Here is a 24,343-nt window from a genome sequence, read left to right as displayed (position 1 = left end):
AACTATTTGATTTTTGGCACAAAAGCCACCGATCGTTGGATGAGTAGTGAAGCGAAAAAGTTGTCGACTTCCCTTATGAAGAGGCAATGTGCTGATGTCGGGACTGACTGTAAAGAGTAAGCCGACAGACGATACGCAATAGGGTCATCTGTCGGCTTCAAAGGCTATCTGGTACAGGCGGCGTTTATTGCGTCTGCTGTTTGACCATCTCGATGTAGATCTCGCGCAGGCGACGCGTAATCGGGCCGGGCTTGCCGTCGCCGATGGTTCGGTCATCAAGCGTCACTACCGGGAGAACGAACGTGGTGGCTGAGCTGATGAAAACCTCTTTGGCATGATAGGCTTCTTCCGGCGTGAACAGCCGTTCTTCCAGTCGGATGCCATCCTGTTCGGCCAACTGCAAAATAGCCTTGCGGGTGATACCGTGAAGGATGTCGTGACTGAGGGGACGGGTCACCACCGTATTATCGTGCAGCACGATGTAGCAGTTGCATGAACTTCCTTCCGTCACAAAACCATTCTCCACCATAAAGGCGTCTTCCGCGTTGTGTGCGTGGGCAAACTCTTTTGCGAGACAGGCTGCCAGCAGGCTTACGGTTTTAATGTCGCGACGATGCCAACGAATGTCCGGGCAGGTCACGACCCGAAGCCCGCGTTCCGCTACCGGATTTTCAAGCACCGGTCGAGCCTGGGTAAACAGGACCAGCGTCGATTTCACGTCGGCGCCGGGGAAGTGAAAATCACGATCGCCTGCATTGCCGCGCGTCAGTTGAAGGTAGATAGCGCCTTCCTGCATCTGATTTTTTTCGATTAAGGCCTGATGAATATTTTTCAGCTCTTCAATGCTGACCGGCAGCGTCAGCGATAGCTCCCGACAAGAGCGCTGCAATCGGGTCATATGACCATCGAATTCGGCCAATTTGCCGTTGACCACGGCGGTGACTTCATAGACGGCATCCGCAAACAGAAAACCGCGGTCGAACACGGAAACAGACGCTTCCTGTTCTTGCACATAGCGGCCGTCAACATAAACAAGACGTTGCATTACAACACTCCTTTAACTCGTCATTTGGCGCAGCTTATGCGTTAGCCCCATAGTGCCGCCGTAGGTGGTGCGATGATACTGCCATCATAGTGCAGACCATTTTCACGGTCGCGTTGCAACAGCAATGGGCCATCCAGATCGACGACTTCAGCGCCTTGCGCTACAAAGGTGGCTGGCGCCATCGACAGCGACGTGCCGACCATGCAGCCGACCATAATCTGCAGGCCCGCTTTGTGGGCTTCGGCGCGCAGTCGCATGGCCTCGGTCAGCCCGCCGGTTTTATCCAGCTTGATATTGATCATGTCGTAGTAACCGGCGATGGCGCTGAGTGAATCGCAGTCATGGCAGGACTCGTCGGCGCAGATAGGAATAGGATGCGGTAACACCTCCAGCTCGCTGTCTTGTCCGGCGGGCAGCGGCTGCTCAATCATCGTCACGCCTAGCGCCGCCAGCTCGGGCACCAGTTTCAGATAAAGCTCGGCGTTCCAGCCCTCGTTGGCGTCGACGATCAGTCGCGCGGCAGGGGCGCCTTCACGTACGGCGGCCACTCTCGCCAAATCGTCTTTGTCCGCCAGTTTCAGCTTCAGCAAAGGTCTGGCAGATTGTTTCTGGGCCGCTATACGCATGTTGTCCGGCGTATCTAACGACAAGGTATAGGCGGTTTCGAGCGCGTTGGGCGCCGATAACGGCAGTCTCTGCCAGACTCGCTGTCCGACTTGTTTACATTCCAGGTCCCAAAAGGCGCAGTCCACCGCATTACGCGCCGCGCCGGACGGCAGGCGGCGTTGAAGCGCGATCCGATCCAACCCGTTGCGGAGATCGTCCTCCAGCGACCGGATCTGTGCTATTACGCTATCGATAGACTCGCCGTAGCGCGCGTAGGGAACGCACTCGCCATAGCCTGTCGTGCCACCCGCGCTCAGCGCGACGACAACGACATCGGCCTGCGTTTTGCTGCCGCGCGAAATAGTAAAGGTGCCTTGCAGCGGCCAGCTTTCATGAGAAACGTGAAGTTCTGTCATAGGTCAGCCAACTGGTCAACGATGCGTCCAACGCCCTGACGGAAGGGATCGACCACCGGCAGGCCGAATTTACTCTCCGTCTCGGTAATGAATTTTTGCGCGGCGGCTTCATCCAACGCCGAGGTATTCACGGAGATGCCGACGAAACGCGCATTGGGATTGGTGAGGTGCGCCATCGATAAATTCAGCGCCATACAGGCGGCGAGATCGGGGACTGGATAGTCGACGCCGCGCAGGGTTTTACGCGTTGGTTCGTGGCAAAGCACCAGCGCATCCGGCTGCGCGCCGTGAATGATGCCGGTAGTTACGCCCGCGAAGGACGGATGGAATAGCGATCCTTGACCTTCGATCACATCCCAGTGATCGGCGTCATTGGCCGGAGCCAGCACCTCGACGGCACCGGCGGTAAAGTCAGACACCACGGCGTCGATGCTAACGCCTGAGCCGCTAATCAGAATGCCGGTCTGACCGGTCGCTCGAAAAGTCGCTTTCTCGCCGCGCGTCAGCAGCTCTTTCTCAATCGCCAACGCGGTATACATCTTGCCGCAGGAGCAGTCGGTGCCGACCGGAAGCAGCCGTTTGCCAGTCCGTTTGCGACCGTTTGCGACCGGGAAGGTTTGTGTTGGATGGCGAACGTCGTGAAGGTTTCTTCCCAGCCTGGCCGCCAGCGCGCTGAGTTCAGGGACGTCGGCTAGACGGTTATGCAGCCCGGCGGCCAGGTCCATACCGCTTTCCAGCGCTTCGCTCAATACGGCTATCCATGCGTCGGAGATGATCCCGCCCCGGTTGGCGACGCCGATCACCAGCGTTTGCGCTCCGGCGGCGCGAGCCGTCGCGATGTCCATATCGGGCAGTTGGCAATCGGCGCGACAACCCTCCATACGAAACTGGCCTACACAATATTCGGGATGCCATTGCTTGATGCCGATGGCCACTTTTGCAGCCAGCTGATCGTGCGCATCACCCAGAAATAACAAATAAGGCTTTTTGATATCCATCATACATCCTCGAATTAAATTAAGGCGTCAGTCATTAATCATGCGATATGCGTTTGGGGCGAGAAGGTCTGTCTGTTTAATCGATAATAACGAGAGTTATATTGTTGTCAATGTAGGGGTTCAATCAGTTTTTATATCTATATAATTGGTTTTTTTCTGGTGTTAAATTTCAACTTATGTGTTTTATTTGAAATTAAATGTCGATATTTTTTTATATTTAGGATTGTCGTTTTTTTAATAAAAAAATTAGACGGCGTTTTTATTATTTATTTTTTAATTCATTGTTTTTTAAGTGTTTTTATTTTTTCTTTTCGCCTGCTCTATTTTGGTGATGATGATGCATTGTTGGGCCCCAAAATAATGCAATATCGGCTCTGTTTCGGTAATAAATAAGTCAGCTATTTACGTTGGTATGCTCCTTTTTTTGACTCTCTGTCTACGGAGGCTTAGACAATGATAATCCTTAAAAATAAGAGAGGAAGTCTACTCGCCTGTTCCGATGGGATGGGGGGAACGCCGTCATTCGCCGTTTCGCTTGGGTGTGGAAGGCGCGTCAAATTTTTACGTTGAGCTTATCGACAGCGCCCGGAAACTGGGATAGCGTGAGGGCTGACTCGCTCGCGGGTCAATACGTCGCTCGGACGGTCCGGGCGCTTACGTGACTACGAGGTATTTATGGCTGATAGCAATTCTCCGCGCCGCTTTTCGCGCATCGATCGTCTTCCCCCTTATGTCTTCAACATTACCGCTGAATTGAAAATGGCTGCGCGTCGCCGTGGCGAAGACATCATCGATTTCAGTATGGGAAATCCGGATGGCCCCACACCGCCGCACATTGTTGAAAAACTCTGTACGGTTGCCCAGCGCGAAGATACGCACGGCTATTCGACCTCTCGCGGCATCCCGCGTCTGCGCAGAGCGATCTCGCGCTGGTATGCTGACCGCTATCAGGTGGATATTGACCCGGATAGTGAAGCCATCGTCACCATCGGCTCTAAAGAGGGGCTGGCGCACCTGATGCTGGCAACCCTCGATCATGGCGATACGGTATTGGTGCCCAATCCCAGCTACCCCATTCATATTTACGGTGCGGTGATCGCCGGTGCGCAGGTTCGCTCTGTACCGTTGGTGGACGGCGTTGACTTCTTCAACGAGCTGGAGCGCGCTATATGCGAAAGTATACCCAAACCCAAGATGATGATTCTGGGGTTCCCTTCCAATCCGACGGCACAGTGCGTCGAGCTGGATTTCTTCGAGCGGGTCGTGGCGCTGGCGAAACAATATGACGTGCTGGTCGTGCACGATCTGGCCTACGCCGACATCGTCTATGACGGCTGGCAGGCGCCTTCCATTATGCAGGTGCCCGGCGCCAAGGATATCGCGGTAGAGTTTTTTACCCTGTCTAAAAGCTATAACATGGCCGGATGGCGAATTGGCTTTATGGTGGGGAATCCTGAGCTGGTCAATGCGCTAGCCAGAATTAAAAGCTATCACGATTACGGGACCTTCACGCCGTTGCAGGTGGCGGCGATTGCGGCGCTGGAAGGCGATCAACAGTGCGTGCGCGATATCGCGGAGCAGTACCGTCAGCGCCGCAACGTGCTGGTGCGCGGGCTTCATGAAGCGGGCTGGATGGTCGACGAGCCGAAAGCGTCGATGTACGTATGGGCGAAAATACCGGAAGCGTATGCGCACTTAGGCTCCCTTGAGTTCGCTAAACGCCTATTGGCGGAAGCCAAAGTGTGCGTGTCGCCGGGGATTGGTTTCGGCGACTACGGCGATACCCACGTTCGTTTCGCACTTATCGAAAATCAGGATCGTATTCGCCAGGCGGTCAGGGGCATCAAGTCCATGTTCCGCGCGGACGGCATTTTGCCTGCGTCGCAGAAAAAACACGGCCATAGCGCCTAGCTCTTAGCCTTAATCGGAAAAGCCGGGTTCCCGCCGTTCGTCTCATCGGTAGACGACGGCGGTTCAGGTTTTTTATGGATGTTTTATCAAAAGGACGAATCAAGTCATGCGTTTCTCTTCGCTTCATCTCATCGGTTTCACCTTCTGCTGCTTGATTATCGCTGGTTGCCAGTCATCTTCTCCGTCCCGTTCCGGGAACGCCAGAGCCACTCAGGATGAGCAAATCAATCAGCTCGCGTCGTTGGTCGCCGCCGGAAAATATCTGCGCACGCAGTGTAACCGCAGCGATTTGCCGGATGACAATACGCTCATGCGCGGCGCGCTGCGTCAGGGTGAAAAGAAGGGATGGGATGTCAGCGGGTTTCAAATGTTGCCGCCGCTGAGCGACACGCTCTATGAAGGACTCCTGAAGGATGGGACGCCGAAAGATCAACAGTGCTCGGCGTTCAATCTGTCCGTGTCTCCCTTCCTTAGCGCCATTCGCGGTTAGGGGGATGATGGGTTGTTCTCGGAAGATTCTGGTTTTCCTCCCGGCCAGTCTTCCAGCGCATCCAGAATAAAAGGCTCGCCGTTGACGCTGAACACGGTGACATCCTGCTGAATTTGTTCGATCACCACGCCGCTAAATGGGCTATCGCCTTCACGATAGCGTTGGTTGTTCAGCGTGACGCTGCGCCGCTCCGGTTCCGACGTAAACACGTGTGCGCTGTAGGTGAAGGCAGGCAATTCGCCGTTGTCCGCCGAAGGGGTGGGCGGCATAGGCGCGGCGTTGGCGGCGGGCAAGGTTGCCGCGTGGCTGGGCGGCGCCGTAACGATGTGAGGCGGAGGCGTTATTGCCTGGCGGAATTCTTGCCAGCGTTGATGCCCCAACCATCCCAGCGCGAATAGCAGCAGGGCATAGAGGACCAGCAGATAACCGGGGATGACATAGCCTCGGGAAATCGGGGTCGATGGGGTTACTTCCGGTGCGCTGTCCACATTTTTTCCTTAAATATCATGCAATAGCTTCCTTTCTTGCTCACTTTTGGAACGTCGGGATTCCCGGATTGACGGATTTGCGCGAAGGCCCGCATAACCAGATTAATATCCCGATATAGCGCGGGAGAACGCTCAGGGGGGCGGTTCCTTAATTCGGCGGTTCGTGGCATCATATACCCGTTTTTTTCTCGGGGGAATGGATTGCCTGAGAGGCGACGGCAGGGCCTAAACGGCTTTGATGGATGGGTCGGCCTTGTTGCCAAGGCATAGGGATAATGTTTCTCATGGATAAAGTAAAATTGCCATCGTTGACGCCACGGACGCTCAGACGGAGCCTGCTGGCGCTGTTTCTGCTGTTGACCGTTTTGCAGACGGCATCGTTGTTTCAACACCGTGATCTGGCCCCTTTGCCTGCCGTCGCGCGGACGCCGACACCTCAGCCACCTTCCTCTCTTGATCTACCCAATGACTACTCTCTGTTTGGCGTCGCACCGGAAAAAGCGGCCGCTCCCGATCCGGAAGCTGAACATCCCGATTCGCTACCACTTTCTTCCCTGCATCTGTCGCTGACGGGCGTATTACTGAGCCAGGATGCCGCGCATTCGATTGCGATCTTCAGCAAAGATAATCAACAGTTCAGCTGTAGCCCCAACGAATCTCTGCCCGACGACGACGCCAAACTGGTAGCGATCCACGCCGACAGCGTGGTTCTGCTTTACCAGGGCCGTCATGAGGTGTTGCGGTTGTACGAACAACCGGGCGGCGAAGAGTCTCAGACCGATACGGCCGCCTTGCAGCAGCTTCAGCCGCGGCCTTCCTCTCCGATTAGCGACTACCTTGAGCTTGCGCCGCTGATTAACGGCAACAAATTGAGCGGATATCGCATCTCGCCGGGTCGGCATCCTGATGTCTTTTACCGGGTGGGACTGCAGGATCGCGATGTGATTATCGCGCTGAACGGACTGGACTTGCGTGACGAAGCGCAGGCGAAAACCGCCATGGAGCGGATACCGGAAATTCACACATTTACCCTGACCGTCGAACGGGAAGGGCAACAACAAGATATCTACATGGAAATTGGGGGCGAAGAGTAACGTGCGGAGCAAAGGAGTGATCAAACGATGGGAGCGAGCGGCAATCGGCTCGCTGCTGTTGGCATCTTGCTGGTGCTGGGGCGCAGAGTTTTCCGCCAGCTTCAAAGGAACTGACATTCAGGAGTTCATCAATACCGTCAGTAAAAACCTGAATAAAACCGTCATTATCGACCCCAGCGTGCGCGGCACTATTACCGTGCGCAGCTACGACATGATGAACGAACAGCAGTATTACCAGTTTTTCCTTAGCGTGCTGGACGTCTATGGCTTCTCCGTCGTTCCGCAGGATAACGGCGTTCTGAAGGTCGTGAGAGCCAAAGATGCGAAAACGGCCGCCATCCCGCTGGCCAGCGATGAACAGCCGGGCCACGGCGATGAAATTGTGACGCGCGTGGTCGCGCTCAATAACGTCGCCGCGCGCGACCTGGCGCCGCTGCTGCGCCAACTGAACGACAGCGCCGGGGCGGGGAGCGTCGTCCACTATGAACCGTCCAATACGCTGTTGATGACCGGCCGCGCGGCGGTGGTCAAGCATATGATGGAGATCGTCGCGCGGGTGGAGAAAATCGGCGGCCGGGATATGACCACGGTTCCGCTCAACTTCGCATCGGCGGACGATATGGTCAAGCTGGTGAACAACCTCAATAAAACCGATGAGAAAAACGCGCTGCCAAGCAGTGTGTTAGCGAATGTGGTCGCGGATAGCCGGACCAATTCGGTCATTGTCAGCGGCGAAGAAAAGTCGCGTCAGCGCGCGGTACAGATGATCCGTCAGCTTGACCGCAAACAGGTGGTGCAGGGCGGCACCAAGGTCATCTACCTTAAATACGCCAAGGCGGTTGAGCTGCTGGAAGTGCTGGCGGGAAGCGGCACCAGCGGCAGCCGTAATAGCTCCAGCACTCCCACCACGTCGCACAGTACTCAGAACAGCGGCAACAGCAGTTCTTCCTCCTCCTCGTCTTCCTCGAATAGCGAAGACAGCGCTTCGTCAAACAGCAGCAGTCTCGGCTTTGGTTCGGCTTTCAGCTCCAGCGGTAGCTCGGGCGGCAAAACCATCATGATTCAGGGGAAAGAAGTGACGGTCCGCGCGCACGACCAGACCAATGCGCTGATTATCACCGCGCCACCCGACATCATGAGCGACCTGGAACAGGTCATCGACCAGCTGGATATCCGTCGACCTCAGGTGCTGGTGGAGGCGATTATCGCCGAAGTGCAGGATGCGGACGGTTTGAATCTCGGCATCCAGTGGGCCAACAAGCGGGCGGGCATGACGCAGTTCACCAGCACCGGCATGCCGATTTCGACGGCCATGGTTGGCTCCGATCAGTATCGCGCCGACGGCACGCTGACCAGTAGCTACTCCAGCGTGCTCAGCAGTTTCAGCGGGATTGCCGCCGGGTTTTATCAGGGCAACTGGTCGATGCTGCTAACGGCCCTGTCCAGCAACTCCAAAAACGACGTGCTGGCGACGCCCAGCATCGTCACGCTGGACAACATGGAAGCCACCTTTAATGTCGGGCAGGAAGTGCCGGTGCTATCAGGCTCTCAGACGACTTCGGCGGACAACATCTTTACTACCGTGGAACGTAAAACCGTCGGCATCAAATTGAAGGTCAAGCCGCAGATCAACGAAGGCGACTCCGTGCTGCTGCAGATCGCGCAGGAGGTTTCCAGTGTGGCGGACTCCTCGTCGAGCAGTACCAGCAGTCTGGGCGCGACGTTCAACACCCGCACGGTCAACAACGCGGTGCTGGTGGGCAGCGGCGAAACCGTGGTGGTCGGCGGACTCCTCGACAAGACTACGCTGGAAACCGACAGCAAAGTGCCTTTCCTTGGGGATATTCCGGTGATCGGCAACCTGTTTCGTTCCAAAAGCCGCCAGGTGACCAAACGTAATCTGATGCTGTTTCTCCGTCCGACCATTATTCGCGACGGTATGCAGTATCAGACGGCGACGGTAAACAAATACCGCGCCTTCAACGAGGAGCAGCAGCAGCAGCGTGGCGCCACGCGCGCCACCGGCGTAGTGCTGGATAATGACACGCTGCGTCTGCCCGCCGGCGGAGACACGATGGTCTTCCGTCAGGTACAGGCGGCCATCTCGTCGTTTTATGCCCGGGAGGGGCGATGAGCGTGCAGGACGTTGCGGCTTCAGGACTTCATCCGGTTCTGCCGTTCGCCTACGCCCGCACCCATAAAATACTGCTGTTGCAGGAAGAGCAGCAGCAGGCGCCGGCGCAGGTTTTCTGCGTCGGTGAAACGCAGCCCGATGCTTTTCTGGAAGCCCGACGCGTGGCGGGCGTTTCATTGAGCGTGAGCCGCCTCAGCGAAGCGGAGTTCGAGCGGGCGCTGGTGCAGCACTATCAGCGAGACTCCGCCGCCGCACAGCAGCTGATGGAAGACATCGGCAACGACATCGACTTCTACACGCTGGCCGAAGAACTGCCGGACAGCGACGATTTGCTGGATGCGGACGACGACGCGCCGATCATCCGCCTGATTAACGCCATGCTAACGGAGGCCATCAAGCACAAAGCCTCCGACATCCATATTGAGACCTACGAACGAAACCTGCTGATCCGCTTCCGTATCGACGGCGTGCTGCGGGAAATCCTGCGCCCGCCGCGTCAGCTGGCGCCGCTGTTGGTGTCCCGCATCAAAGTCATGGCGAAGCTGGATATCGCTGAAAAACGCGTGCCTCAGGATGGACGCATGGTGCTGCGTATCGGCGGCCGCGCCATCGATGTGCGCGTTTCGACGCTGCCCTCCAACTATGGGGAACGTGTGGTACTGCGCCTGCTGGACAAGGACAGCGTGCGGTTGGATTTGGCCGCGCTGGGCATGAGCGCCGCGCATCAGCAAGAGGTGGACGAGCTAATCCACCGTCCGCACGGCATCATTCTGGTGACCGGGCCGACCGGCTCGGGGAAAAGTACCACGCTGTATGCGGCGTTGAGCCGCCTCAACGCCACCGAACGCAACATCATGACGGTGGAAGATCCCATCGAGTATGAGTTGGACGGGATCGCCCAGACGCAGGTGAACACCAAGGTCGGCATGACGTTCGCACGCGGACTGCGCGCCATCCTTCGTCAGGATCCGGACGTCGTGCTGGTGGGGGAAATCCGCGACGGCGAGACGGCGCAGATTGCCGTGCAGGCTTCGCTGACCGGGCATCTGGTGCTGTCGACGCTGCATACCAACAGCGCCTTGGGCGCGCTGTCCCGCTTGACGGATATGGGCGTGGAGCCGTTTTTGTTATCGACGTCCCTGCTCGGCGTGTTGGCGCAACGGCTGGTGCGCACCCTGTGTCAGGACTGTCGCCAGCCCTACACGGTCAGCTCTGAACAGGCGCAGCTGATGGGGATTGCGCCCGGCATACGGCTGTATCGGGCCGGGGGCTGTCCTGCCTGTAACGAGACGGGCTATCGCGGGCGAACCTCAATCCATGAGCTATTGCCTATCGACGACGACGTTCGAACGGCGATTCACCAGCGGGAAGGGGAGCAGCAGATTGCGCAACGGCTGGGCGAACGCTGGGGATCGTTGCGACAGAGCGGGCTGCAGCAGGTCATCGCCGGTAATACCACTTGGGATGAGGTGGTGCGCGTGACAAGGGCGGAATGAGATGGCGCTGTTTCATTATCAGGCGTTAAGCGCGCAGGGGAAACGCCGCCGCGGCGTTCAGGAGGCCGACTCGGCGCGGCAGGCCAGACAGCTGCTGCGTGAGAAAGGGCTGGTGGCGTTGACGCTGGAAGCGCAGCGCGATGCGGGGCCGTCCGGGGACGGCGGATTCTTTACGCTGCGGCGCTCTCAACGCATTGGGGCCTGCGATCTGGCGCTGCTGACCCGACAGCTGGCGACGTTGGTCGCTGCGGCGTTGCCGCTGGAAGAAGCGCTGGCGGCGGTGGCGGAGCAGAGCGAGAAGGCCGCGCTGCGCACGTTAATGGCGGCCGTGCGGGCCAAAGTCGTCGAGGGTCATTCGCTGGCGGAGGCGCTCAGCAGCTTTCCCGGCAGTTTCGAGCGTTTGTACTGTGCGATGGTGGCGGCGGGCGAAGCCTCCGGCCATCTGGATATCGTCCTCAATCGGCTAGCGGACTACACCGAGCAGCGTCAGCAGATGCGCAGCCGCATTCAACAGGCGATGATCTATCCCTGCGTTTTGACGCTGGTCGCCATCGCGGTGGTGTGCATCTTACTCTCCGCCGTGGTGCCTAAAGTCGTGGACCAGTTCGTTCATATGAAGCAGGCGCTCCCTTTTTCCACGCGGTTGCTCATGGGGATCAGCGACGCGGTACGTGTCGGCGGCCCGTGGGTGCTGCTGCTGTTGGCGCTGGGGATGATGACGGGACGCTGGCTGCTGCGACAGGAAAAATATCGGCTGCCTTTCCACCGTTTTCTCCTGCGGCTGCCGGTCGTCGGGCGCGTGTTGCGCGGGCTTAACACCGCGCGCTACGCCCGCACGCTCAGCATCCTCAACGCCAGCGCCGTGCCGCTGTTGCAGGCAATGCGTATCAGTGGCGATGTGCTGAGTAATGACGATGCCCGTGAACGGCTCACGCACGCGACGGAGGCGGTACGCGAAGGCGTGAGTTTGCATCAGGCGTTACAGCAGACGTCGCTGTTTCCCCCGATGATGCGACATATGATCGCCAGCGGCGAACGCAGCGGCGATCTCGACGCCATGCTGGCGCGCGCGGCCGACAATCAGGATCGCGAATTCAGCGCGCAGGTCACGTTGGCGCTGGGACTCTTTGAGCCGCTGCTGGTCGTCACGATGGCGGGCGTCGTGCTCTTCATCGTGCTGGCCATTCTCCAGCCAATTCTGCAATTAAACACGCTTATGAGTATGTGATTTCGAATAACGTCAAAGGAAACAATAAAATGGAACAACGTCAGCGAGGATTCACCCTGTTAGAAATCATGGTGGTGATCGTTATTCTCGGCGTACTGGCCAGCCTGGTAGTGCCGAATCTGATGGGCAATAAAGAAAAGGCCGACCGGCAGAAAGCCGTCAGCGATATCGTGGCGCTGGAGAGCGCGCTGGATATGTACAAGCTGGACAACAGCCGCTATCCCACGACGGAGCAAGGCCTGTCTGCGCTGGTGAAAAAACCGAGCACGCAGCCCGAACCACGCAATTACGCGCAGGATGGCTATATTCGCCGTCTGCCGCAAGACCCGTGGGGCGCCGACTATCAGTTGCTGAGTCCCGGCAATCATGGCCGTATCGACGTGTTCTCCTACGGCCCGGATGGCATGCCGGACAGTGAAGACGACATCGGCAACTGGAATATCGGCAATGGGGCGCACAGCGCGAATCCGTGATGCGTCAGCGCGGGTTCACCCTGCTGGAAATGATGCTGGTGGTGTTGCTGGCCGGCGTCTCGGCCACGTTGGTGATGATGGCGTTTCCACAGCAAAAGCCGCGGGATGCGCAGTGGCAGATGGCGCGCTTTCGGGCGCAGCTGGAGCGCGCGGTGGCCGACAGTCAACAGAATGATCGCGTACTGGGATTCTATCTCGCGCCGCGCGGCTGGCAGCTCGCGGTGCTGGAGCCTGCTAACGCGTCTGCGCCGGAGGCCTACCAGTGGCAGCCAAGTTCTTCGCTCATCACGCTGCCCGCTGACATCCGACTGGCCTTCACCGCGCAGTGGAAGGATGGCGAGGTGGATCAGGGGGTGACCTCAAAACAGGCGTCGCCGACCGTTCTGATCCTGCCGGGCGGCGAGATCACCCCTTTCCGCCTCGAATTTCAGCCAGGTGAGGGGGACGGCGCCTGGCTGGAAGTCGACGGCAACGGGGCGATCCACAGTTCTTCCCCGGAGGGTGACGCGCGATGAAGCAACGGGGCATGACGCTGTTGGAAGTGCTGGTGGCACTGGTGGTGTTCGCACTGGCGGGACTGGCCATATTGAAGACCACCGCGCAGCAAGCCAGTACGCTGGGGCGACTGGAAGAGAAAACCTTTGCCGTATGGATCGCCGAAAATCAGATGGGCGCGCTACGGCTGGAAAAACAGTGGCCGTCGACCACCTGGACCGACGGCAGCATGATATTCGCGGGTTCGACGTGGTACTGGCGCTATCGGGGCATTGATACCGGTGACGACAGCCTACGCGCGGTGGAGGTCGAAGTGCGCCACGGCAGTCATGACGCCGCGCCGGCGGCAATATTACGCAGCGATTTACCGCAGCCGGTAGAGGATGACGGTGATGAGAATTAACGCCTCGCGGGGGTTCACGTTGCTGGAGATGATGCTGGCGCTGGTGGTATTCGCCGCGCTAAGCCTCAGCGTCTCATCGGTCCTGAATGGAGTGATGCGTCAGGACGAGCTGTCTACGCGTAAAAGCGTGCGACTCGAAGAGTTACAGCACGCCTTGACACTGATGGAACGCGATTTTACCCAAATAACGCCGCGGCGCAGTGAAACCGCCGAGCCGGGATTATTCGCCCAGCGCAATGGCATCGAAAGCGAAGATGGCGCCGCCAGTTTCATACGCAACGGCTGGTTGAATCCGCTGGGCATTCTGCCTCGTTCCGAGCTACAGCGAGTGGGATATCGCCTGCGTCATGGCACGCTGGAACGCTTGTTTTTCGACTCCCCGCAGCCCTTGCCCAGACAGGAAATGGCGATCCGCCCGCTGCTGACTCAGGTCGACGGCTTCACGCTGAGCTTCTTCTCTGAAGGCGGCTGGCAGGATCGCTGGGACGATCCTGATCGGTTGCCGCAAGGGGTTTCGGTGACGGTCAATCTGCATGATTACGGCGAGATCACGCGTCTGTTTCTCCTGCCAAAGCAGGAGGATCCGGAGGCGAAAGAGAATGACGGAGAGCTGGAAGAGGCCGGCAGCGATCAGTCAGACGATACGGATGCAGATACGACTTCGTCGTCCGGCGACGGCGCATCGGAGGACAGCCAGTGAAACGACAACGGGGAATGGCACTGTTGGTCGTGCTGCTGATGCTGGCGCTGATGGTCATTGTTGCGACGTCGGTCGCGGAGCATACCGGCACGGCTTATCAGCGCACTGATAGCCTGTTGACCCGAACGCAGGCTCAATGGTACGCGCTGGGCGCAGAGGCGCTGATGGGCAGCGTCCTGCAGCGTAACGGGCAAGATTCGCCGAAAATCACTTTCATCGGACAGCCGTGGTCGCGTGTCGACAGGCAGAGGCTGGACGACGGACGGGAAATGGTTGGGCAGATTCACGACGGGTCGACCTGTTTAAATTTGAATGCCCTGCAACCGCGTCCTAAAAACGTCAGAACGTCAGGAACGATCTCGACGGCGAAGGCGTCCGATAAAACGCCTTATGCCGCGCAGGTTTTCAAGCAACTGATGGTGGTGCTGGGCGAGAAGGGCGAGCGGGCGGATACGGTCACCGCCGCCGTGCGGGACTGGCTGGACGAAGACGGCGAGCCGCGGGCCGGCGGGGCCGAAGAGGACGCTTACCCGCGCTATTTACCGGCGAATCAGCCGATGGCGGATGTATCCGAACTGCGGGCGATCAACGGAGTGGATGCGGACCTCTATCGACGGTTGCTGCCCTATGTGTGCGTGCTGCCGGTAGATAAACTCATCATCAACATCAATACGTTGACGCCACAACAGGCGCCGCTGCTGTCCGCGCTGCTGATGGGGAAACTCAGCCCGGAGGAGGCGGAGCGCGTACTGGCGCTGCGCCCTGCGAAAGGCTGGCAAAACGTTGATGCCTTTATGGGGCTGCCGCAGTTGCCGGAGTCCGGCAAAAGCAATATTCGTCAGGCGCTGGCGGTCAAAAGCGACTGGTTTTTCGGCGACGTCCGCATTCAGGGAGAAGAGGGCGCATTCCATCAGCGTAGTTTATTTCATCGCCATAAGCGGCGCATTGATGTCATACAACGGCAGTACGGGGGATACAGGACGATGAACCGATGAGTAATAGGATGCCGGCCGGCGAGATTCGGCACTTGACCTTGCGCCTGGGCGCAGAGGACGACCCGCAGGTTGAATGGCTGATCGCGACCTCTTCGCCTTTTTATGTCCTGACGCAGGGGATCGGGACGTTAGACCAATTGCGCGCCGAACTGGCGCGCTATCCGGTGAACTCCGCCCGGGTTTGGGCGCCCGCGACGGCGATGGCGTTTCACAGGGTAACGCTGCCGCGCCGCACACAGCGCCACTGGCGGCAGGCCATTCCGTTTATGCTGGAAGAGCAGCTGGCGTCAGATATCGAGCAGCTGCATTTCGCGGTCGTTGCCCGTCAGGGAGAGCGATTCACGGTGGCGGTGATGCAAAAAACGCTGATGGCGCGCTGGGTGGCGCAGTGCCAGTCCATCGGCGTTCGCATTGACGCCATTCTGCCGGACGTGCTGGCGTTGACGCTGGCGGAAGAGGGCTGGAGCGCGGTGCTTCATCGGCAGACATGGCTATTCAGAACGGCGATTGGCGCGGGCATGGCGGCGGAAGAGGCGTGGTGTCAAACGCTGCTGGACAGTCACGACACTCGGCCCGTGATTTATAGCTACAGCTCGCTCCCGGCGGGCGTGGAAAATTGGCGTGCGCTGCCGGAAGCGTCGCTGATGACGATGGCCGCGGATGCCCCCGCTATGCCGGGCGCTGACCTTCGCCAGGGCGACTTCGCCGTCGGCGAGCCGTGGCGCGAGGCCGTCGCACCCTGGCGCGGCGTGATTGCCGCCGCTGGCCTTTACCTGCTGGCGCTGACAGGCAGCAGCCTGTGGGATCACTATCAGCTTTATCGACAGGCCGCCTTCTGGCGGGAAGAAAGCGTCCGGGTTTACCGGGCGCTATTTCCTGACGACAAGGTGGTCGTTAATCCGCGCGCTCAGATGCAGCAGCACCTCCGGGCCGCAGGAAGCGGCAATCCGGCGGCGTCGCTGGCGGCGCACGTTGGGCGTTTGCAGCAGTTGGTGTCTCGCCATGACGGGCTGCAGTTGATCACGCTGGGGTACGATCGCCGTCGGGGCGAGCTGCGGCTGCAGCTACACGCGGCCTCGTTTGTCCAAATGGAGCAGTTTCGTCAGCAGGCGTCCGCCTACTACGACATCCCGCCGGGAGAAATGAAGCAAGAGCGGGATCACACGGAAGGTCAATTGGTGCTAAGGAGCAAGCTATGAACATGATGTTATTGCAGCAGCGCTGGCTGGGGATGCAGCCACGAGAGCGCCTCTTACTGGCGATAGCCGCCGGACTGTTGCTGGTGTGGTTGATTTACAGTCTGCTGTGGCAGCCCTGGCACCAGCAGGGGGTGCGTTGGCGTCAGGCCGCCGAGCGCGAACGACAGGCGGTGATGTGGATGCGCCAGCAGGAGTCCAGACTGCCGCCGCCTGGCGCGCAGCCTCGCGAAGTCGAAGGGCGCGAGATCAATCTGACGGAATTGATCCCCCAAAGCGCCGCCCACAGCGGCATTACCATCCAGCGCCTTCAGCCGCAGGATGAACGCATTATGCTGACGCTGTCCCCCTGCGATTTCGCCACCCTGATGCGTTGGCTGGCGGAGCTGGAACAGAAAAACGGCGTGGTGACACAAGAGCTTGAAGTGGCCGCGCAGACAGACCACACGGGCATTGTTGCCGTCAACAAGCTATCGATGGAGCGGTTGCCATAACGCTTTCATTCTCCCCTGAAAAAAGGAACAACGCTCATGGAGTTAGCTGCGTTTGCCGGCTCATTTCCGCTGATGTGGCAGGCGGCGCTGGTGCTGCTGGGGCTGATTGTCGGCAGTTTTTTGAATGTCGTGATCCATCGGCTGCCGAAGATGCTGGCGCGACGCTGGCGGCAAGAGGCCTGCCGAACGCTGGAGATGGATGAACCGGAACCAGGCGAGCGTTACGATCTCTGCTGGCCGCCGTCATCTTGTCCACGCTGTCGCCAGCCGTTGCGCCTCAGAGACAACATCCCGCTGCTGAGCTGGCTATGGCTGCGCGGACGTTCGCATTGTTGCAGGCGGCCGATTTCCAGGCGTTATCCGCTGACGGAGCTGATGAGCGGACTCCTGTTTCTACTGGCCGGGTTGCTGTGGCCGCCAGGAGAAGCGCTGTTGGGCGGTCTGGTGCTATTCAGCGTTCTGCTGACATTGGCGATGGTTGATATCCATACCCGTCTGCTGCCGGATGTGCTGACGCTCCCACTGTTATGGGCAGGACTGTTATTCAATGTTGACGGTACGTTCGTACCGCTGTCGCAGGCGGTTGTGGGCGCCATAGCGGGGTACCTGTCCTTGTGGCTAGTGTATTGGGCTTTTCGCTGGTTTTCCGGCAAAGAGGCGCTGGGTTACGGTGACTTTAAACTGTTGGCCGCGCTGGGGGCGTGGCTGGGATGGGCTAGCTTGCCGAATGTCGTGTTGATCGCGTCACTGGCCGGGCTGGCATTGACGCTGTTATGGCGGTTGGTTCGAGGCGATAGTCTTCAGGTTTCGTTGGCTTTCGGCCCGTGGTTGGCGCTGGCAGGCGCTATTGGGGTTGTCTTGAACGCAATAGGATAACGCATGGTACCGGCAGTCGCCCGGCGAGGCGCCTTATCAGGCTGAGGGTCGATCCGTCAGCCTGTCATTGGCACTAAAAAGGATAATTTTACCCGGTGGCGATAGTGTGGCCCGGTCATGGGGCCGAATTAGTTCACCAACAGCATAAAAGTTCCGATCCATAGAACCAGAATAAACGAAACCGCAATAAAGAAGTACTTCACTGATTATTCTCTCCAGCAACCACCGTGTCGCGATGATGATTGCATCGTTATGATGATTGTATCGCTATGATGCGCATGATTTGTCCATTATGCAGAGAAACGATCGCCCGATGAGTCAGGCTGAGGCGCTTTCTGGTCGGAGATGACGGCATGGATCTAAGGCCGTATTTTACCGGCGCCCAATCTACGCTGGGTATTGGGAGGAATTCAAGAGGTATGCTCGGCAGAATGCGGAAATCGAGTGCGATCGCACGGATCTTTGCCACTTCGCCATCTGCGCGATTATTCTGTGTGCGGGTTAACGAGATAACGGAGACAGAAAAATTGATGCAAACACCTTCTATTTTCTCACAATTATGCGCACGGCTCGATCGGGGGCAGGCGCGCTATCGGGTTGTCGAACATGCCAGCGCCGGACGCTCGGAAGAGGTCGCTGCCCAGCGCGGTACGGCGCTAGGGCAGGGCGCCAAAGCGCTGGTATGTCACGTCAAGGGCAATGGTTTACGCCAGCATGTTCTGGCGGTGCTGCCTGCCGATTGTCAGGCGGATTTGCAGCGGCTGGCTCAAGGGCTGGGAGGAACCCGCGCTTCGCTTGCCAGTCCGGCCGAAGTGGAGACACTAACGCGCTGCGTATTCGGCGCCATTCCTCCGTTCAGCTTCCATCCCGATCTGCTGTTGGTGGCCGATCCACACCTGTTTTCCCGTTTCGATGAGCTGGCTTTCAACGCCGGATCCCTGGAGCGATCGCTGATATTGAACACACAGGATTATCGGCGTATCGCCGAGCCGCGCGAGCTGGGATTTATCCGATTATAGCCCGTTGAGACGGGTAAAAAATCCCACACTCTATCCCCCATCAAAGCGTCTGAGGCCCGTTGACGGAGCGCAACTTTTGATGCGGATAACCCCGATACAAATGTAAATCACCGTGATAGGCTGTTGACTTGAGCTATATTGTTATCAATTTGTAAAATATGGAGCCTTCCGAGCACGCTGGGCAATTACAGCGTGTCAAGACCGGGGGCAGAGCCTGCCCTGAGCCGATGTCGCTCCATCCAGGCAGTCAACGAATAGGGAGAAAGAGAGTCCGATGCAGACGACAGAGTTGGACCTGCGGCTGGCCGAAATCGACCAACGCATAAAGATGGTGCTGGTGCCGGGATTGCGCGACAGCGGTGAAGAACACTGGCAGAGTTACTGGCATCAGCGTTTCCCGTTCTGGCGTCGCGTCAGCCAGAAAGAGTGGTTTCCGGCGGACCTCGATCGCTGGGCGCTGGCGATCCGTCGGGAGTTGGCGGAGTGCGAGCAACCGGCGCTGTTGATCGGCCATAGTTTTGGCGCGTTGGCCTCGTGCTACGTGGTGCAGGAAGCGATGAAAGGGATCGCGGGCGTCATGCTGGTCGCGCCGGCGGAGCCAATGCGTTTTGAGATAGAAGAGCGTATTCGCGCCGAGCGGCTGAATGTTCCCGCGCTGACTTTCGCCACTCACAACGATCCGCTGATGACCTATGAGCGCGCCAAGCACTGGTCGGAAGCCTGGGGCTGTGAGCTGGTCGATGTGGGCGAAGGCGGCCATATCAATGCGGAATCCGGTTTCGGAACCTGGGAATATGGCCTACAACGGCTGGCGGATTTCGCGGAAAGCCTCATCCCGAAGGAAGCCTGAATTACGCCCCCAACACCGTGGTGGTGAGTCGAACAATACAGCACAACTTATTCTGCGGCGTAAACACCTCGATTTGCCAGACCTGATTTTTTTGTCCGAGATGCAGCGGCCGGCATACGCCGCGCACCTCGCCTTGACTGACCGGGCGCAGGTGGCTCGCATTAATTTCCACGCCGACCACGCACGTCCCCGGCTCACTGCACAGATAGCCGGCCATCGATCCCAGCGACTCCGCCAACGCGACCGAAGCGCCGCCATGCAGCAGCCCGAAGGGTTGACGCGTGCGATCGTCCACCGGCATCGTGGCTTCTAAAACGCGTTCGCCCAGGTGGGTAAACGTCATCCCCAGATGAGACAGCATGTTCCCTTCCGACATTTGATTAAGCTGCTCAAGCGTGACGCCTCGCTTCCAGATCATGAATTTTCTCTCCTCCTGTCGATGACGACCGCCGCCGCAGGGGCGACGATCCGCCTTAAGCCCTCGTGCTTCTAAGCGCCGAGCGTTGCGCCGCCGTCGATGACGACATCTTGCAGCGTGATATGGCCCGCTTTCGACGAGGCCATAAACACCACGGCGTCGGCGATGTCTTCAGGCTGGGCGATTTTACGCAGTGGGATCCCGAGTTTGTACTGTTCCGGAAAGCCCTCAATGGTGCGCTGCTCGGCATCGGGCGCGTGCCATAGACTGCGCTGCATCGGCGTATCGGTGGAACCGGGAGAAATCAGGTTGCAGCGCACGCCGTAGGGCGCCAGCTCAAGTCCGACCGTCAGGCACAGGCTGCGCAGCGCGGCTTTGGATGCGCAATATGCCGCCATACCGACGCGCGGCACGTGCGCGGCGTTGGAACCAATGGACACGATAGCTCCGGAGCGCTGGCGTTGGAACTGCGGCATCGTGGCCTGGAACAGGTTGAAGGCGCCGCCCGCGTTGACGCCGATGCAGTCCAGCCAGTCTTGCTGGCTGAGGGTTTCCGTCGCGCCCATGCGCAGGATACCTGCGCCATTAACCAACACGTCCAGCCGTGGCGTGCGCGCCAGCAGCTCGCCACAGTTGTCGGCGACGGCGGCCGCATCGCTGATGTCCAGTTTGCGCCGTAAAAATGGGGCATCGGACTCCTCGAATTCAACGTCAAAGCCGGTGACGTCGGCGCCCGCCTGCGCGAAACGGCAGGCGACGACATAGCCGATGCCGCGCCCGGCGCCGGTCACCCAGACTTGCTTGCCGCGGAATTCCGACTCCAGACTCATGCTTCCTCCTGCTGCGGTTCGGTCAACAGGTGCAGCCAGTGCGCGATCGTGGGGTTTTTAACCAGCGCGACAAAGTCCAGATCGTGCCCGGACTGACGCCAGCGCGCGACCAGCGACATGATGCGCACGGAGTCCAAACCGTAATCCAGCAGGTTTTCATCGTCTTCCAAATCTTCGCTGCCTTCATCCAACAGGGGCAGCAGCTCCGCACGCAGCTGTTCCCGGCTATAGCCGGGGGCCGGCGCGATCTCCGCCAGAAGCTGATTGACGGTGGCGACGCGGCCACAGCGTCCGGCGGCGTAGCGCAATGCCATCATGTGCTCTTCCTGCGAAAAATCGGCCAGCGCATCGGCCGCCATGAACGGCTGGATATCGCGCATAAAGGCGTCGTTGGCGGTAGTCAGGCAGCCGATGTGGGCGTATACGCCGCAGATGATCAGCTGGTTGCGTCCGGCTTTCTTCATCTGCTGTTCCAGATCGGAACGCACAAACGCGCTATAACGCCATTTCACCAACACCGTATCGCCGGTTTCCGGCGTCAGCGCCGGGATGATTTTCTGCTGTTCGGGATGCTGATTGATGCCCGGTCCCCACATGTCGTTGAGCAGCGCGCGATCGCTGTCGCTCTGCTGCTGCGGTTGTGCCGTATAGAACACCGGGATGCCCTGCTGGCGGCAGATCTGTTTCAACCGCGCGATGTTCTGCACCACCCGTGCCGTCAAGGGGCTGTCTTCGCCCCAGAAATTTAGGAAATACTGCTGCATATCGTGGATCAGCAGCGCCGCCCGCTGAGGCTCCAGCGTCCAGCGCACTTTGTTGGCGGGCAGCTGCTCTGCGGTGGGAAGCGGGTAAGCGTTCAGTTTGGGGATACTCATCAATGATTCTCCTGCTGAGAAGGGGCGAAGCGTTCCTGCGCCATCTGTCGCAGACGTTTCTTATCGATTTTCCCGACCGGGGTTTCCGGCAGGGCGGACAGGGTTGCCACGCGGTCGGGCAACTTGTAATCGGCGATGCCTAGCTGACGCAGATGGCGACGCAGCTCGACGGGTTTGAGTGCCTGACGGGCGACGATGAAAGCGCAGCTTTTCTCGCCCATCAGCGCATCCGGCACGGAGACCAGCGCGGCATTGATGACATTCGGGTGACGCAGCAGCAGGTTCTCGATCTCCTCAGCGGCGATTTTTTCTCCACCGCGATTGATCAGGTCATTCTCCCGCCCAACCACCTGAAGATAGCCGTCGGCGTGCCGGATAATGCGGTCGCCGGAGCAGTAAAAACCCTCAGCGTCGAACGCCTGCCGATTCTGCTCGGGACTGCGGTAATAACCGCGAAATGTATAGGGGCCGCGCGTCATCAGTTTTCCCGCTTGTCCCGGCGGCAGCGGATTGCCGTCGGCGTCGGCCACCCACACTTCGTCGTCAGGGCTGATTGGGCATCCCTGTGTGGCGTAGCGGTGCGCGTCATCGTCATCCAGTCGCGTGTAGTTCACCAGCCCTTCCGCCATGCCGAACACCTGCTGCAATGGGCAGCCCAACTCGACCGGGATGCGTCGCGCCAGCGACTCGCTCAGGCGCGCGCCGCCCACCTGTAGCAGTTGCAGACTGTTAAGCGCGGCGCGTTCCCCGGCCGAGGCGGCCGCCTCAAGCCACAGGATGACCGCCGGCGGCACCAGCGCGGCGACGGTGGCCTGATGTTGATGGATGAGCGGAAAGCAGGCGCTGGCGCTGGGGTCGGGCGCGAGTATGACGCAGCCGCCCGCATAGAACGCGCCCAGCGCGCCCGGCGAACTGAGCGAGTAGTTATGCGCTGCGGGCAGCGCGCACAGGTAACGGGTGGCGGCGGTGAAGCCGCAAATGTCCACACTGGCGCGTACGCTGTAGTAATAGTCGTTGTGGGTTCGCGGGATCAGTTTCGGCGTGCCGGTACTGCCGCCCGATAGCTGGAAAAATGCGACCTGATCCGGCGGCGTAGGGGTCGATGCGGGAATGTCGATGTCGTTGTTGATAAGCGCGGATAAACCGTTGTCGTCGTCATCGCCCAGCAAGACGACCTGCGTAATTGATGGGCAGCGCTCACGCAACTGGCCGACGAAACGGTTGTCTGCGAACAGCGGGTGACGTCGATCCGCGATGAGCAGCGTCGGCTCAATCTGGTCGGCGTAAGAGTTAAGTTCGCTGCGTTGATGGCTGGGCAGCGCATGAACGGGGACGATCCCGGCGCGCAGCAGCGCGAAATAGACGATATAAAACTCGGCGATGTTTCCCAACTGCACCAGCGCGGTATTGCCGCAGTGCAGGCCGCGTTGGCGCAAGGCGGCCGAGAGCTGCGATGCCAGTCGATCCATCTGTCGATAGCTGAATCGCCGCGCGCCGCAGATTACGGCGACGGCGTCGCTGTCCTTATGCCGCGCCAGAATGTCGTCCAGCGGCGCATCGGTCCAGTAACCGCGCGCCCGGTAGCGTTGCTCCAGCTCGGGCGGCCAGCGGTTGAATTCAATGTTCATGCGGCATACTCCCTGTCTTGCTGTAACCCGAACGCGCGCAACATAGTGCTGAGTTTGACGCCTGTCTCCTGCCATTCGGAGAGCGGCTGGGAGTCCGGCACGATCCCCGCGCCAGCGAACAATCGCACCCGGTTGTCTTGCACCTCGCCGCAGCGAATGGTCACCGCCCACTCGCCATTGCCCTGCGCGTCGCACCAGCCGACGATTCCGCCGAATCGCTGGCGATCGAACGGCTCCAACTCGCCGATCAAGTCTAGTGCCGACGTGTAGGGCGTGCCGCACAGCGCGGGCGTGGGATGCAGCAGGCAGGCCATCGACAGCGCGTTTTCCCGCGGGTCGATGACTTCGGCCCGAAGATGGGTGGCCAGATGCCAGAGTACCGGTGTGCTGATGAGCGTCGGCTCTTGCGGCAGCGATAACGAGCGGGAGCGTGGCAGCAGCGTGCGCTGCATCTCCTCTATGACCAACTGATGTTCATAGCGATCTTTGACGGAACTTTGCAACGCCTGCTGCAGTCGATGATCCTCGCCCGCGTCGTTGCTGCGGCGGCTGGAGCCAGCCAGCGGCTGAGAGGCGATCGTCGTGCCCTGTTTGCGTAGCAGCAGTTCAGGACTGGCGCCGACCAGACAGCCTTGCGCCAGCGGCAGGTGGAAGTTGTAGCTCCACGGATTCTGCTGGTTAAGCTGCAACAACAGCGAGAGAGTATCCAGCGGCTGCTCGGTTTCGATGTCCAGCAGGCGCGAAAGTACGATCTTGTTCAGTTCGCCGCGTTTTGTGGCGTCGATACCGGCGCTGACCATCCGCATAAACGTCTCTTGTTCCGGGATTTGTCGCTGACGGAGAATGCGGGGATAGGCCGCCGCCGGGCGTTCCGCTAGCGCATCACGCTTAATCCAGCGATACGACGTGGGAATTTGCAGGTTAACCGGCTGACGTTTATCGAAAGGGATCGCGCCAACCAGCAGCGGATTGTCGAGACCGTCGCGCTGCGCCTGTTCGAACAACTGACGCATCTGGCGCTGGAATGCGCCGTTCAGGTCGTCGCCGTCCTCGGCTGGGTGGGTTAACGTAGCGTAACAGCCGCGGGCATGCAGGCTGGCGGTTGGCGACAGGAATAGCATGTCGTCTCGGCGTAGGTCGCTGATATCCGACGCGGAAGACTTGGCAGATAGCGTAGACACAGTC

The 24,343-nt window shown here is 59.2% G+C and carries 26 protein-coding genes; 16 read left to right on the top strand and 10 right to left on the bottom strand.

Features of this window, described 5'->3' with window-relative positions:
- Nucleotides 1–184: 184 nt before the first annotated feature.
- Genes BLU64_RS06550 through dgcN form a run of 3 tightly spaced genes read right to left on the bottom strand, consistent with a single transcriptional unit; the run spans nucleotide 185 to nucleotide 3,065 of the window.
- Nucleotides 185–1,045 (bottom strand): D-amino-acid transaminase, encoded by an 861-nt coding sequence (locus BLU64_RS06550; protein ID WP_026743510.1) that lies wholly within the window; start codon nucleotides 1,043–1,045, stop codon nucleotides 185–187.
- A 41-nt stretch (nucleotides 1,046–1,086) separates the two neighbouring features.
- The gene (dgcA, locus tag BLU64_RS06545; RefSeq protein WP_026743511.1) at nucleotides 1,087–2,067 is read right to left on the bottom strand and encodes an N-acetyl-D-Glu racemase DgcA; all 981 of its coding nucleotides are present in this window, start codon (nucleotides 2,065–2,067) and stop codon (nucleotides 1,087–1,089) included.
- Nucleotides 2,064–3,065: an N-acetyltransferase DgcN gene (gene dgcN, locus BLU64_RS06540; RefSeq protein ID WP_026743512.1), complete on the bottom strand. Its 1,002-nt coding sequence runs from the start codon at nucleotides 3,063–3,065 to the stop codon at nucleotides 2,064–2,066. Before dgcN ends, dgcA begins: the two co-directional genes overlap by 4 nt.
- Before the next feature lie 675 nt (nucleotides 3,066–3,740).
- Between dgcN and alaC the strand changes: the two genes are divergently transcribed.
- Nucleotides 3,741–4,976, top strand: a complete 1,236-nt coding sequence (gene alaC / locus BLU64_RS06535; protein ID WP_026743513.1) for an alanine transaminase — start codon at nucleotides 3,741–3,743, stop codon at nucleotides 4,974–4,976.
- Nucleotides 4,977–5,082: 106 nt separating this feature from the next.
- Complete coding sequence (gspS, locus tag BLU64_RS06530) at nucleotides 5,083–5,466, top strand: type II secretion system pilot lipoprotein GspS (protein ID WP_036153326.1); 384 nt, start codon at nucleotides 5,083–5,085, stop codon at nucleotides 5,464–5,466.
- Here the strand turns inward: gspS and gspB are convergent.
- The gene (gene gspB / locus BLU64_RS06525) at nucleotides 5,463–5,954 is read right to left on the bottom strand and encodes a type II secretion system assembly factor GspB (RefSeq protein ID WP_026743515.1); all 492 of its coding nucleotides are present in this window, start codon (nucleotides 5,952–5,954) and stop codon (nucleotides 5,463–5,465) included. The two genes, gspS and gspB, sit on opposite strands and share 4 nt — an antisense overlap.
- Nucleotides 5,955–6,238: 284 nt before the next feature.
- On the opposite strand from gspB, the gene gspC reads away from it, so the two are divergent.
- From gspC to BLU64_RS06465, 12 genes are read left to right on the top strand one after another with little or no spacing between them, the layout of a single operon-like run.
- On the top strand, nucleotides 6,239–7,048 hold the full coding sequence (gene gspC, locus BLU64_RS06520; protein WP_026743516.1) for a type II secretion system protein GspC: 810 nt from the start codon (nucleotides 6,239–6,241) through the stop codon (nucleotides 7,046–7,048).
- A gap of 43 nt (nucleotides 7,049–7,091) precedes the next feature.
- A complete protein-coding gene (gene gspD, locus BLU64_RS06515) occupies nucleotides 7,092–9,182 on the top strand; it encodes a type II secretion system secretin GspD (RefSeq protein WP_071999795.1) in 2,091 nt (696 codons plus the stop codon).
- On the top strand, nucleotides 9,179–10,678 hold the full coding sequence (gene gspE / locus BLU64_RS06510) for a type II secretion system ATPase GspE (protein WP_026743518.1): 1,500 nt from the start codon (nucleotides 9,179–9,181) through the stop codon (nucleotides 10,676–10,678). Before gspD ends, gspE begins: the two co-directional genes overlap by 4 nt.
- Nucleotide 10,679: 1 nt before the next feature.
- Nucleotides 10,680–11,906: a type II secretion system inner membrane protein GspF gene (gene gspF, locus BLU64_RS06505; protein ID WP_026743519.1), complete on the top strand. Its 1,227-nt coding sequence runs from the start codon at nucleotides 10,680–10,682 to the stop codon at nucleotides 11,904–11,906.
- A gap of 29 nt (nucleotides 11,907–11,935) precedes the next feature.
- Entirely contained in the window at nucleotides 11,936–12,379 is a 444-nt protein-coding gene (gspG, locus tag BLU64_RS06500) for a type II secretion system major pseudopilin GspG (protein WP_026739999.1), read from the top strand.
- On the top strand, nucleotides 12,379–12,894 hold the full coding sequence (gene gspH / locus BLU64_RS06495; protein WP_074728168.1) for a type II secretion system minor pseudopilin GspH: 516 nt from the start codon (nucleotides 12,379–12,381) through the stop codon (nucleotides 12,892–12,894). The genes gspG and gspH overlap by 1 nt, the downstream gene beginning before the upstream one ends.
- A complete protein-coding gene (gene gspI, locus BLU64_RS06490) occupies nucleotides 12,891–13,277 on the top strand; it encodes a type II secretion system minor pseudopilin GspI (protein ID WP_074728166.1) in 387 nt (128 codons plus the stop codon). The genes gspH and gspI overlap by 4 nt, the downstream gene beginning before the upstream one ends.
- Nucleotides 13,267–13,977 (top strand): type II secretion system minor pseudopilin GspJ, encoded by a 711-nt coding sequence (gene gspJ / locus BLU64_RS06485; protein WP_026743522.1) that lies wholly within the window; start codon nucleotides 13,267–13,269, stop codon nucleotides 13,975–13,977. Before gspI ends, gspJ begins: the two co-directional genes overlap by 11 nt.
- 14 nt (nucleotides 13,978–13,991) lie before the next feature.
- Nucleotides 13,992–14,972, top strand: coding sequence for a type II secretion system minor pseudopilin GspK (gspK, locus tag BLU64_RS06480; protein WP_036153329.1), 981 nt, complete (start codon nucleotides 13,992–13,994; stop codon nucleotides 14,970–14,972).
- Nucleotides 14,969–16,171, top strand: coding sequence for a type II secretion system protein GspL (gene gspL / locus BLU64_RS06475; protein WP_074728164.1), 1,203 nt, complete (start codon nucleotides 14,969–14,971; stop codon nucleotides 16,169–16,171). Before gspK ends, gspL begins: the two co-directional genes overlap by 4 nt.
- Nucleotides 16,168–16,662 (top strand): type II secretion system protein GspM, encoded by a 495-nt coding sequence (gspM, locus tag BLU64_RS06470; protein WP_051625566.1) that lies wholly within the window; start codon nucleotides 16,168–16,170, stop codon nucleotides 16,660–16,662. Before gspL ends, gspM begins: the two co-directional genes overlap by 4 nt.
- Before the next feature lie 36 nt (nucleotides 16,663–16,698).
- A complete protein-coding gene (locus BLU64_RS06465; protein WP_026743526.1) occupies nucleotides 16,699–17,538 on the top strand; it encodes a prepilin peptidase in 840 nt (279 codons plus the stop codon).
- 128 nt (nucleotides 17,539–17,666) lie between these two features.
- Here BLU64_RS06465 and ypdK read toward each other — a convergent pair whose 3' ends face one another.
- Nucleotides 17,667–17,741 carry a membrane protein YpdK gene (gene ypdK, locus BLU64_RS17860; protein WP_099049273.1) on the bottom strand — a complete coding sequence of 25 codons (75 nt, stop codon included), beginning with the start codon at nucleotides 17,739–17,741 and terminating at the stop codon, nucleotides 17,667–17,669.
- Between the two features lie 327 nt (nucleotides 17,742–18,068).
- Between ypdK and BLU64_RS06460 the strand changes: the two genes are divergently transcribed.
- Nucleotides 18,069–18,557 carry a YbaK/prolyl-tRNA synthetase associated domain-containing protein gene (locus BLU64_RS06460; RefSeq protein ID WP_074728162.1) on the top strand — a complete coding sequence of 163 codons (489 nt, stop codon included), beginning with the start codon at nucleotides 18,069–18,071 and terminating at the stop codon, nucleotides 18,555–18,557.
- A 274-nt stretch (nucleotides 18,558–18,831) separates the two neighbouring features.
- Nucleotides 18,832–19,407 carry an RBBP9/YdeN family alpha/beta hydrolase gene (locus tag BLU64_RS06455; RefSeq protein WP_026743528.1) on the top strand — a complete coding sequence of 192 codons (576 nt, stop codon included), beginning with the start codon at nucleotides 18,832–18,834 and terminating at the stop codon, nucleotides 19,405–19,407.
- A gap of 1 nt (nucleotide 19,408) precedes the next feature.
- On the opposite strand, the gene BLU64_RS06450 is transcribed toward BLU64_RS06455, so the two are convergent.
- The 5 genes from BLU64_RS06450 to BLU64_RS06430 all read right to left on the bottom strand — a co-directional run bounded on the left by BLU64_RS06450 (nucleotide 19,409) and on the right by BLU64_RS06430 (nucleotide 24,339).
- Nucleotides 19,409–19,825, bottom strand: coding sequence for a hotdog fold thioesterase (locus BLU64_RS06450; protein ID WP_074728161.1), 417 nt, complete (start codon nucleotides 19,823–19,825; stop codon nucleotides 19,409–19,411).
- A gap of 71 nt (nucleotides 19,826–19,896) precedes the next feature.
- Nucleotides 19,897–20,655, bottom strand: coding sequence for a 2,3-dihydro-2,3-dihydroxybenzoate dehydrogenase (gene dhbA, locus BLU64_RS06445; protein WP_026743530.1), 759 nt, complete (start codon nucleotides 20,653–20,655; stop codon nucleotides 19,897–19,899).
- The gene (locus BLU64_RS06440) at nucleotides 20,652–21,530 is read right to left on the bottom strand and encodes an isochorismatase (protein ID WP_074728159.1); all 879 of its coding nucleotides are present in this window, start codon (nucleotides 21,528–21,530) and stop codon (nucleotides 20,652–20,654) included. The genes dhbA and BLU64_RS06440 overlap by 4 nt, the downstream gene beginning before the upstream one ends.
- Nucleotides 21,530–23,158, bottom strand: a complete 1,629-nt coding sequence (locus BLU64_RS06435) for a (2,3-dihydroxybenzoyl)adenylate synthase (protein WP_074728157.1) — start codon at nucleotides 23,156–23,158, stop codon at nucleotides 21,530–21,532. The genes BLU64_RS06440 and BLU64_RS06435 overlap by 1 nt, the downstream gene beginning before the upstream one ends.
- A complete protein-coding gene (locus tag BLU64_RS06430; protein WP_074728156.1) occupies nucleotides 23,155–24,339 on the bottom strand; it encodes an isochorismate synthase in 1,185 nt (394 codons plus the stop codon). The genes BLU64_RS06435 and BLU64_RS06430 overlap by 4 nt, the downstream gene beginning before the upstream one ends.
- Nucleotides 24,340–24,343 lie beyond the last annotated feature (4 nt).

The sequence above is a fragment of the Lonsdalea quercina genome, assembly GCF_900107885.1.
GTDB classification, from domain to species: domain Bacteria; phylum Pseudomonadota; class Gammaproteobacteria; order Enterobacterales; family Enterobacteriaceae; genus Lonsdalea; species Lonsdalea quercina.
This window is presented reverse-complemented; position numbering and strand designations above follow the sequence as displayed.

What these genes read in the sequence shown, in the direction of transcription:
- BLU64_RS06550 (WP_026743510.1), bottom strand. Translation starts at nt 1,045, where the DNA reads ATGCAACGTCTTGTTTATGTTGACGGCCGCTATGTGCAAGAACAGGAA.
- dgcA (WP_026743511.1), bottom strand. Translation starts at nt 2,067, where the DNA reads ATGACAGAACTTCACGTTTCTCATGAAAGCTGGCCGCTGCAAGGCACC.
- dgcN (WP_026743512.1), bottom strand. Translation starts at nt 3,065, where the DNA reads ATGGATATCAAAAAGCCTTATTTGTTATTTCTGGGTGATGCGCACGAT.
- alaC (WP_026743513.1), top strand. Translation starts at nt 3,741, where the DNA reads ATGGCTGATAGCAATTCTCCGCGCCGCTTTTCGCGCATCGATCGTCTT.
- gspS (WP_036153326.1), top strand. Translation starts at nt 5,083, where the DNA reads ATGCGTTTCTCTTCGCTTCATCTCATCGGTTTCACCTTCTGCTGCTTG.
- gspC (WP_026743516.1), top strand. Translation starts at nt 6,239, where the DNA reads ATGGATAAAGTAAAATTGCCATCGTTGACGCCACGGACGCTCAGACGG.
- gspE (WP_026743518.1), top strand. Translation starts at nt 9,179, where the DNA reads ATGAGCGTGCAGGACGTTGCGGCTTCAGGACTTCATCCGGTTCTGCCG.
- gspF (WP_026743519.1), top strand. Translation starts at nt 10,680, where the DNA reads ATGGCGCTGTTTCATTATCAGGCGTTAAGCGCGCAGGGGAAACGCCGC.
- gspG (WP_026739999.1), top strand. Translation starts at nt 11,936, where the DNA reads ATGGAACAACGTCAGCGAGGATTCACCCTGTTAGAAATCATGGTGGTG.
- gspH (WP_074728168.1), top strand. Translation starts at nt 12,379, where the DNA reads ATGCGTCAGCGCGGGTTCACCCTGCTGGAAATGATGCTGGTGGTGTTG.
- gspI (WP_074728166.1), top strand. Translation starts at nt 12,891, where the DNA reads ATGAAGCAACGGGGCATGACGCTGTTGGAAGTGCTGGTGGCACTGGTG.
- gspJ (WP_026743522.1), top strand. Translation starts at nt 13,267, where the DNA reads ATGAGAATTAACGCCTCGCGGGGGTTCACGTTGCTGGAGATGATGCTG.
- gspK (WP_036153329.1), top strand. Translation starts at nt 13,992, where the DNA reads ATGGCACTGTTGGTCGTGCTGCTGATGCTGGCGCTGATGGTCATTGTT.
- gspL (WP_074728164.1), top strand. Translation starts at nt 14,969, where the DNA reads ATGAGTAATAGGATGCCGGCCGGCGAGATTCGGCACTTGACCTTGCGC.
- gspM (WP_051625566.1), top strand. Translation starts at nt 16,168, where the DNA reads ATGAACATGATGTTATTGCAGCAGCGCTGGCTGGGGATGCAGCCACGA.
- BLU64_RS06465 (WP_026743526.1), top strand. Translation starts at nt 16,699, where the DNA reads ATGGAGTTAGCTGCGTTTGCCGGCTCATTTCCGCTGATGTGGCAGGCG.
- BLU64_RS06460 (WP_074728162.1), top strand. Translation starts at nt 18,069, where the DNA reads ATGCAAACACCTTCTATTTTCTCACAATTATGCGCACGGCTCGATCGG.
- BLU64_RS06455 (WP_026743528.1), top strand. Translation starts at nt 18,832, where the DNA reads ATGCAGACGACAGAGTTGGACCTGCGGCTGGCCGAAATCGACCAACGC.
- BLU64_RS06450 (WP_074728161.1), bottom strand. Translation starts at nt 19,825, where the DNA reads ATGATCTGGAAGCGAGGCGTCACGCTTGAGCAGCTTAATCAAATGTCG.
- dhbA (WP_026743530.1), bottom strand. Translation starts at nt 20,655, where the DNA reads ATGAGTCTGGAGTCGGAATTCCGCGGCAAGCAAGTCTGGGTGACCGGC.
- BLU64_RS06440 (WP_074728159.1), bottom strand. Translation starts at nt 21,530, where the DNA reads ATGAGTATCCCCAAACTGAACGCTTACCCGCTTCCCACCGCAGAGCAG.
- BLU64_RS06435 (WP_074728157.1), bottom strand. Translation starts at nt 23,158, where the DNA reads ATGAACATTGAATTCAACCGCTGGCCGCCCGAGCTGGAGCAACGCTAC.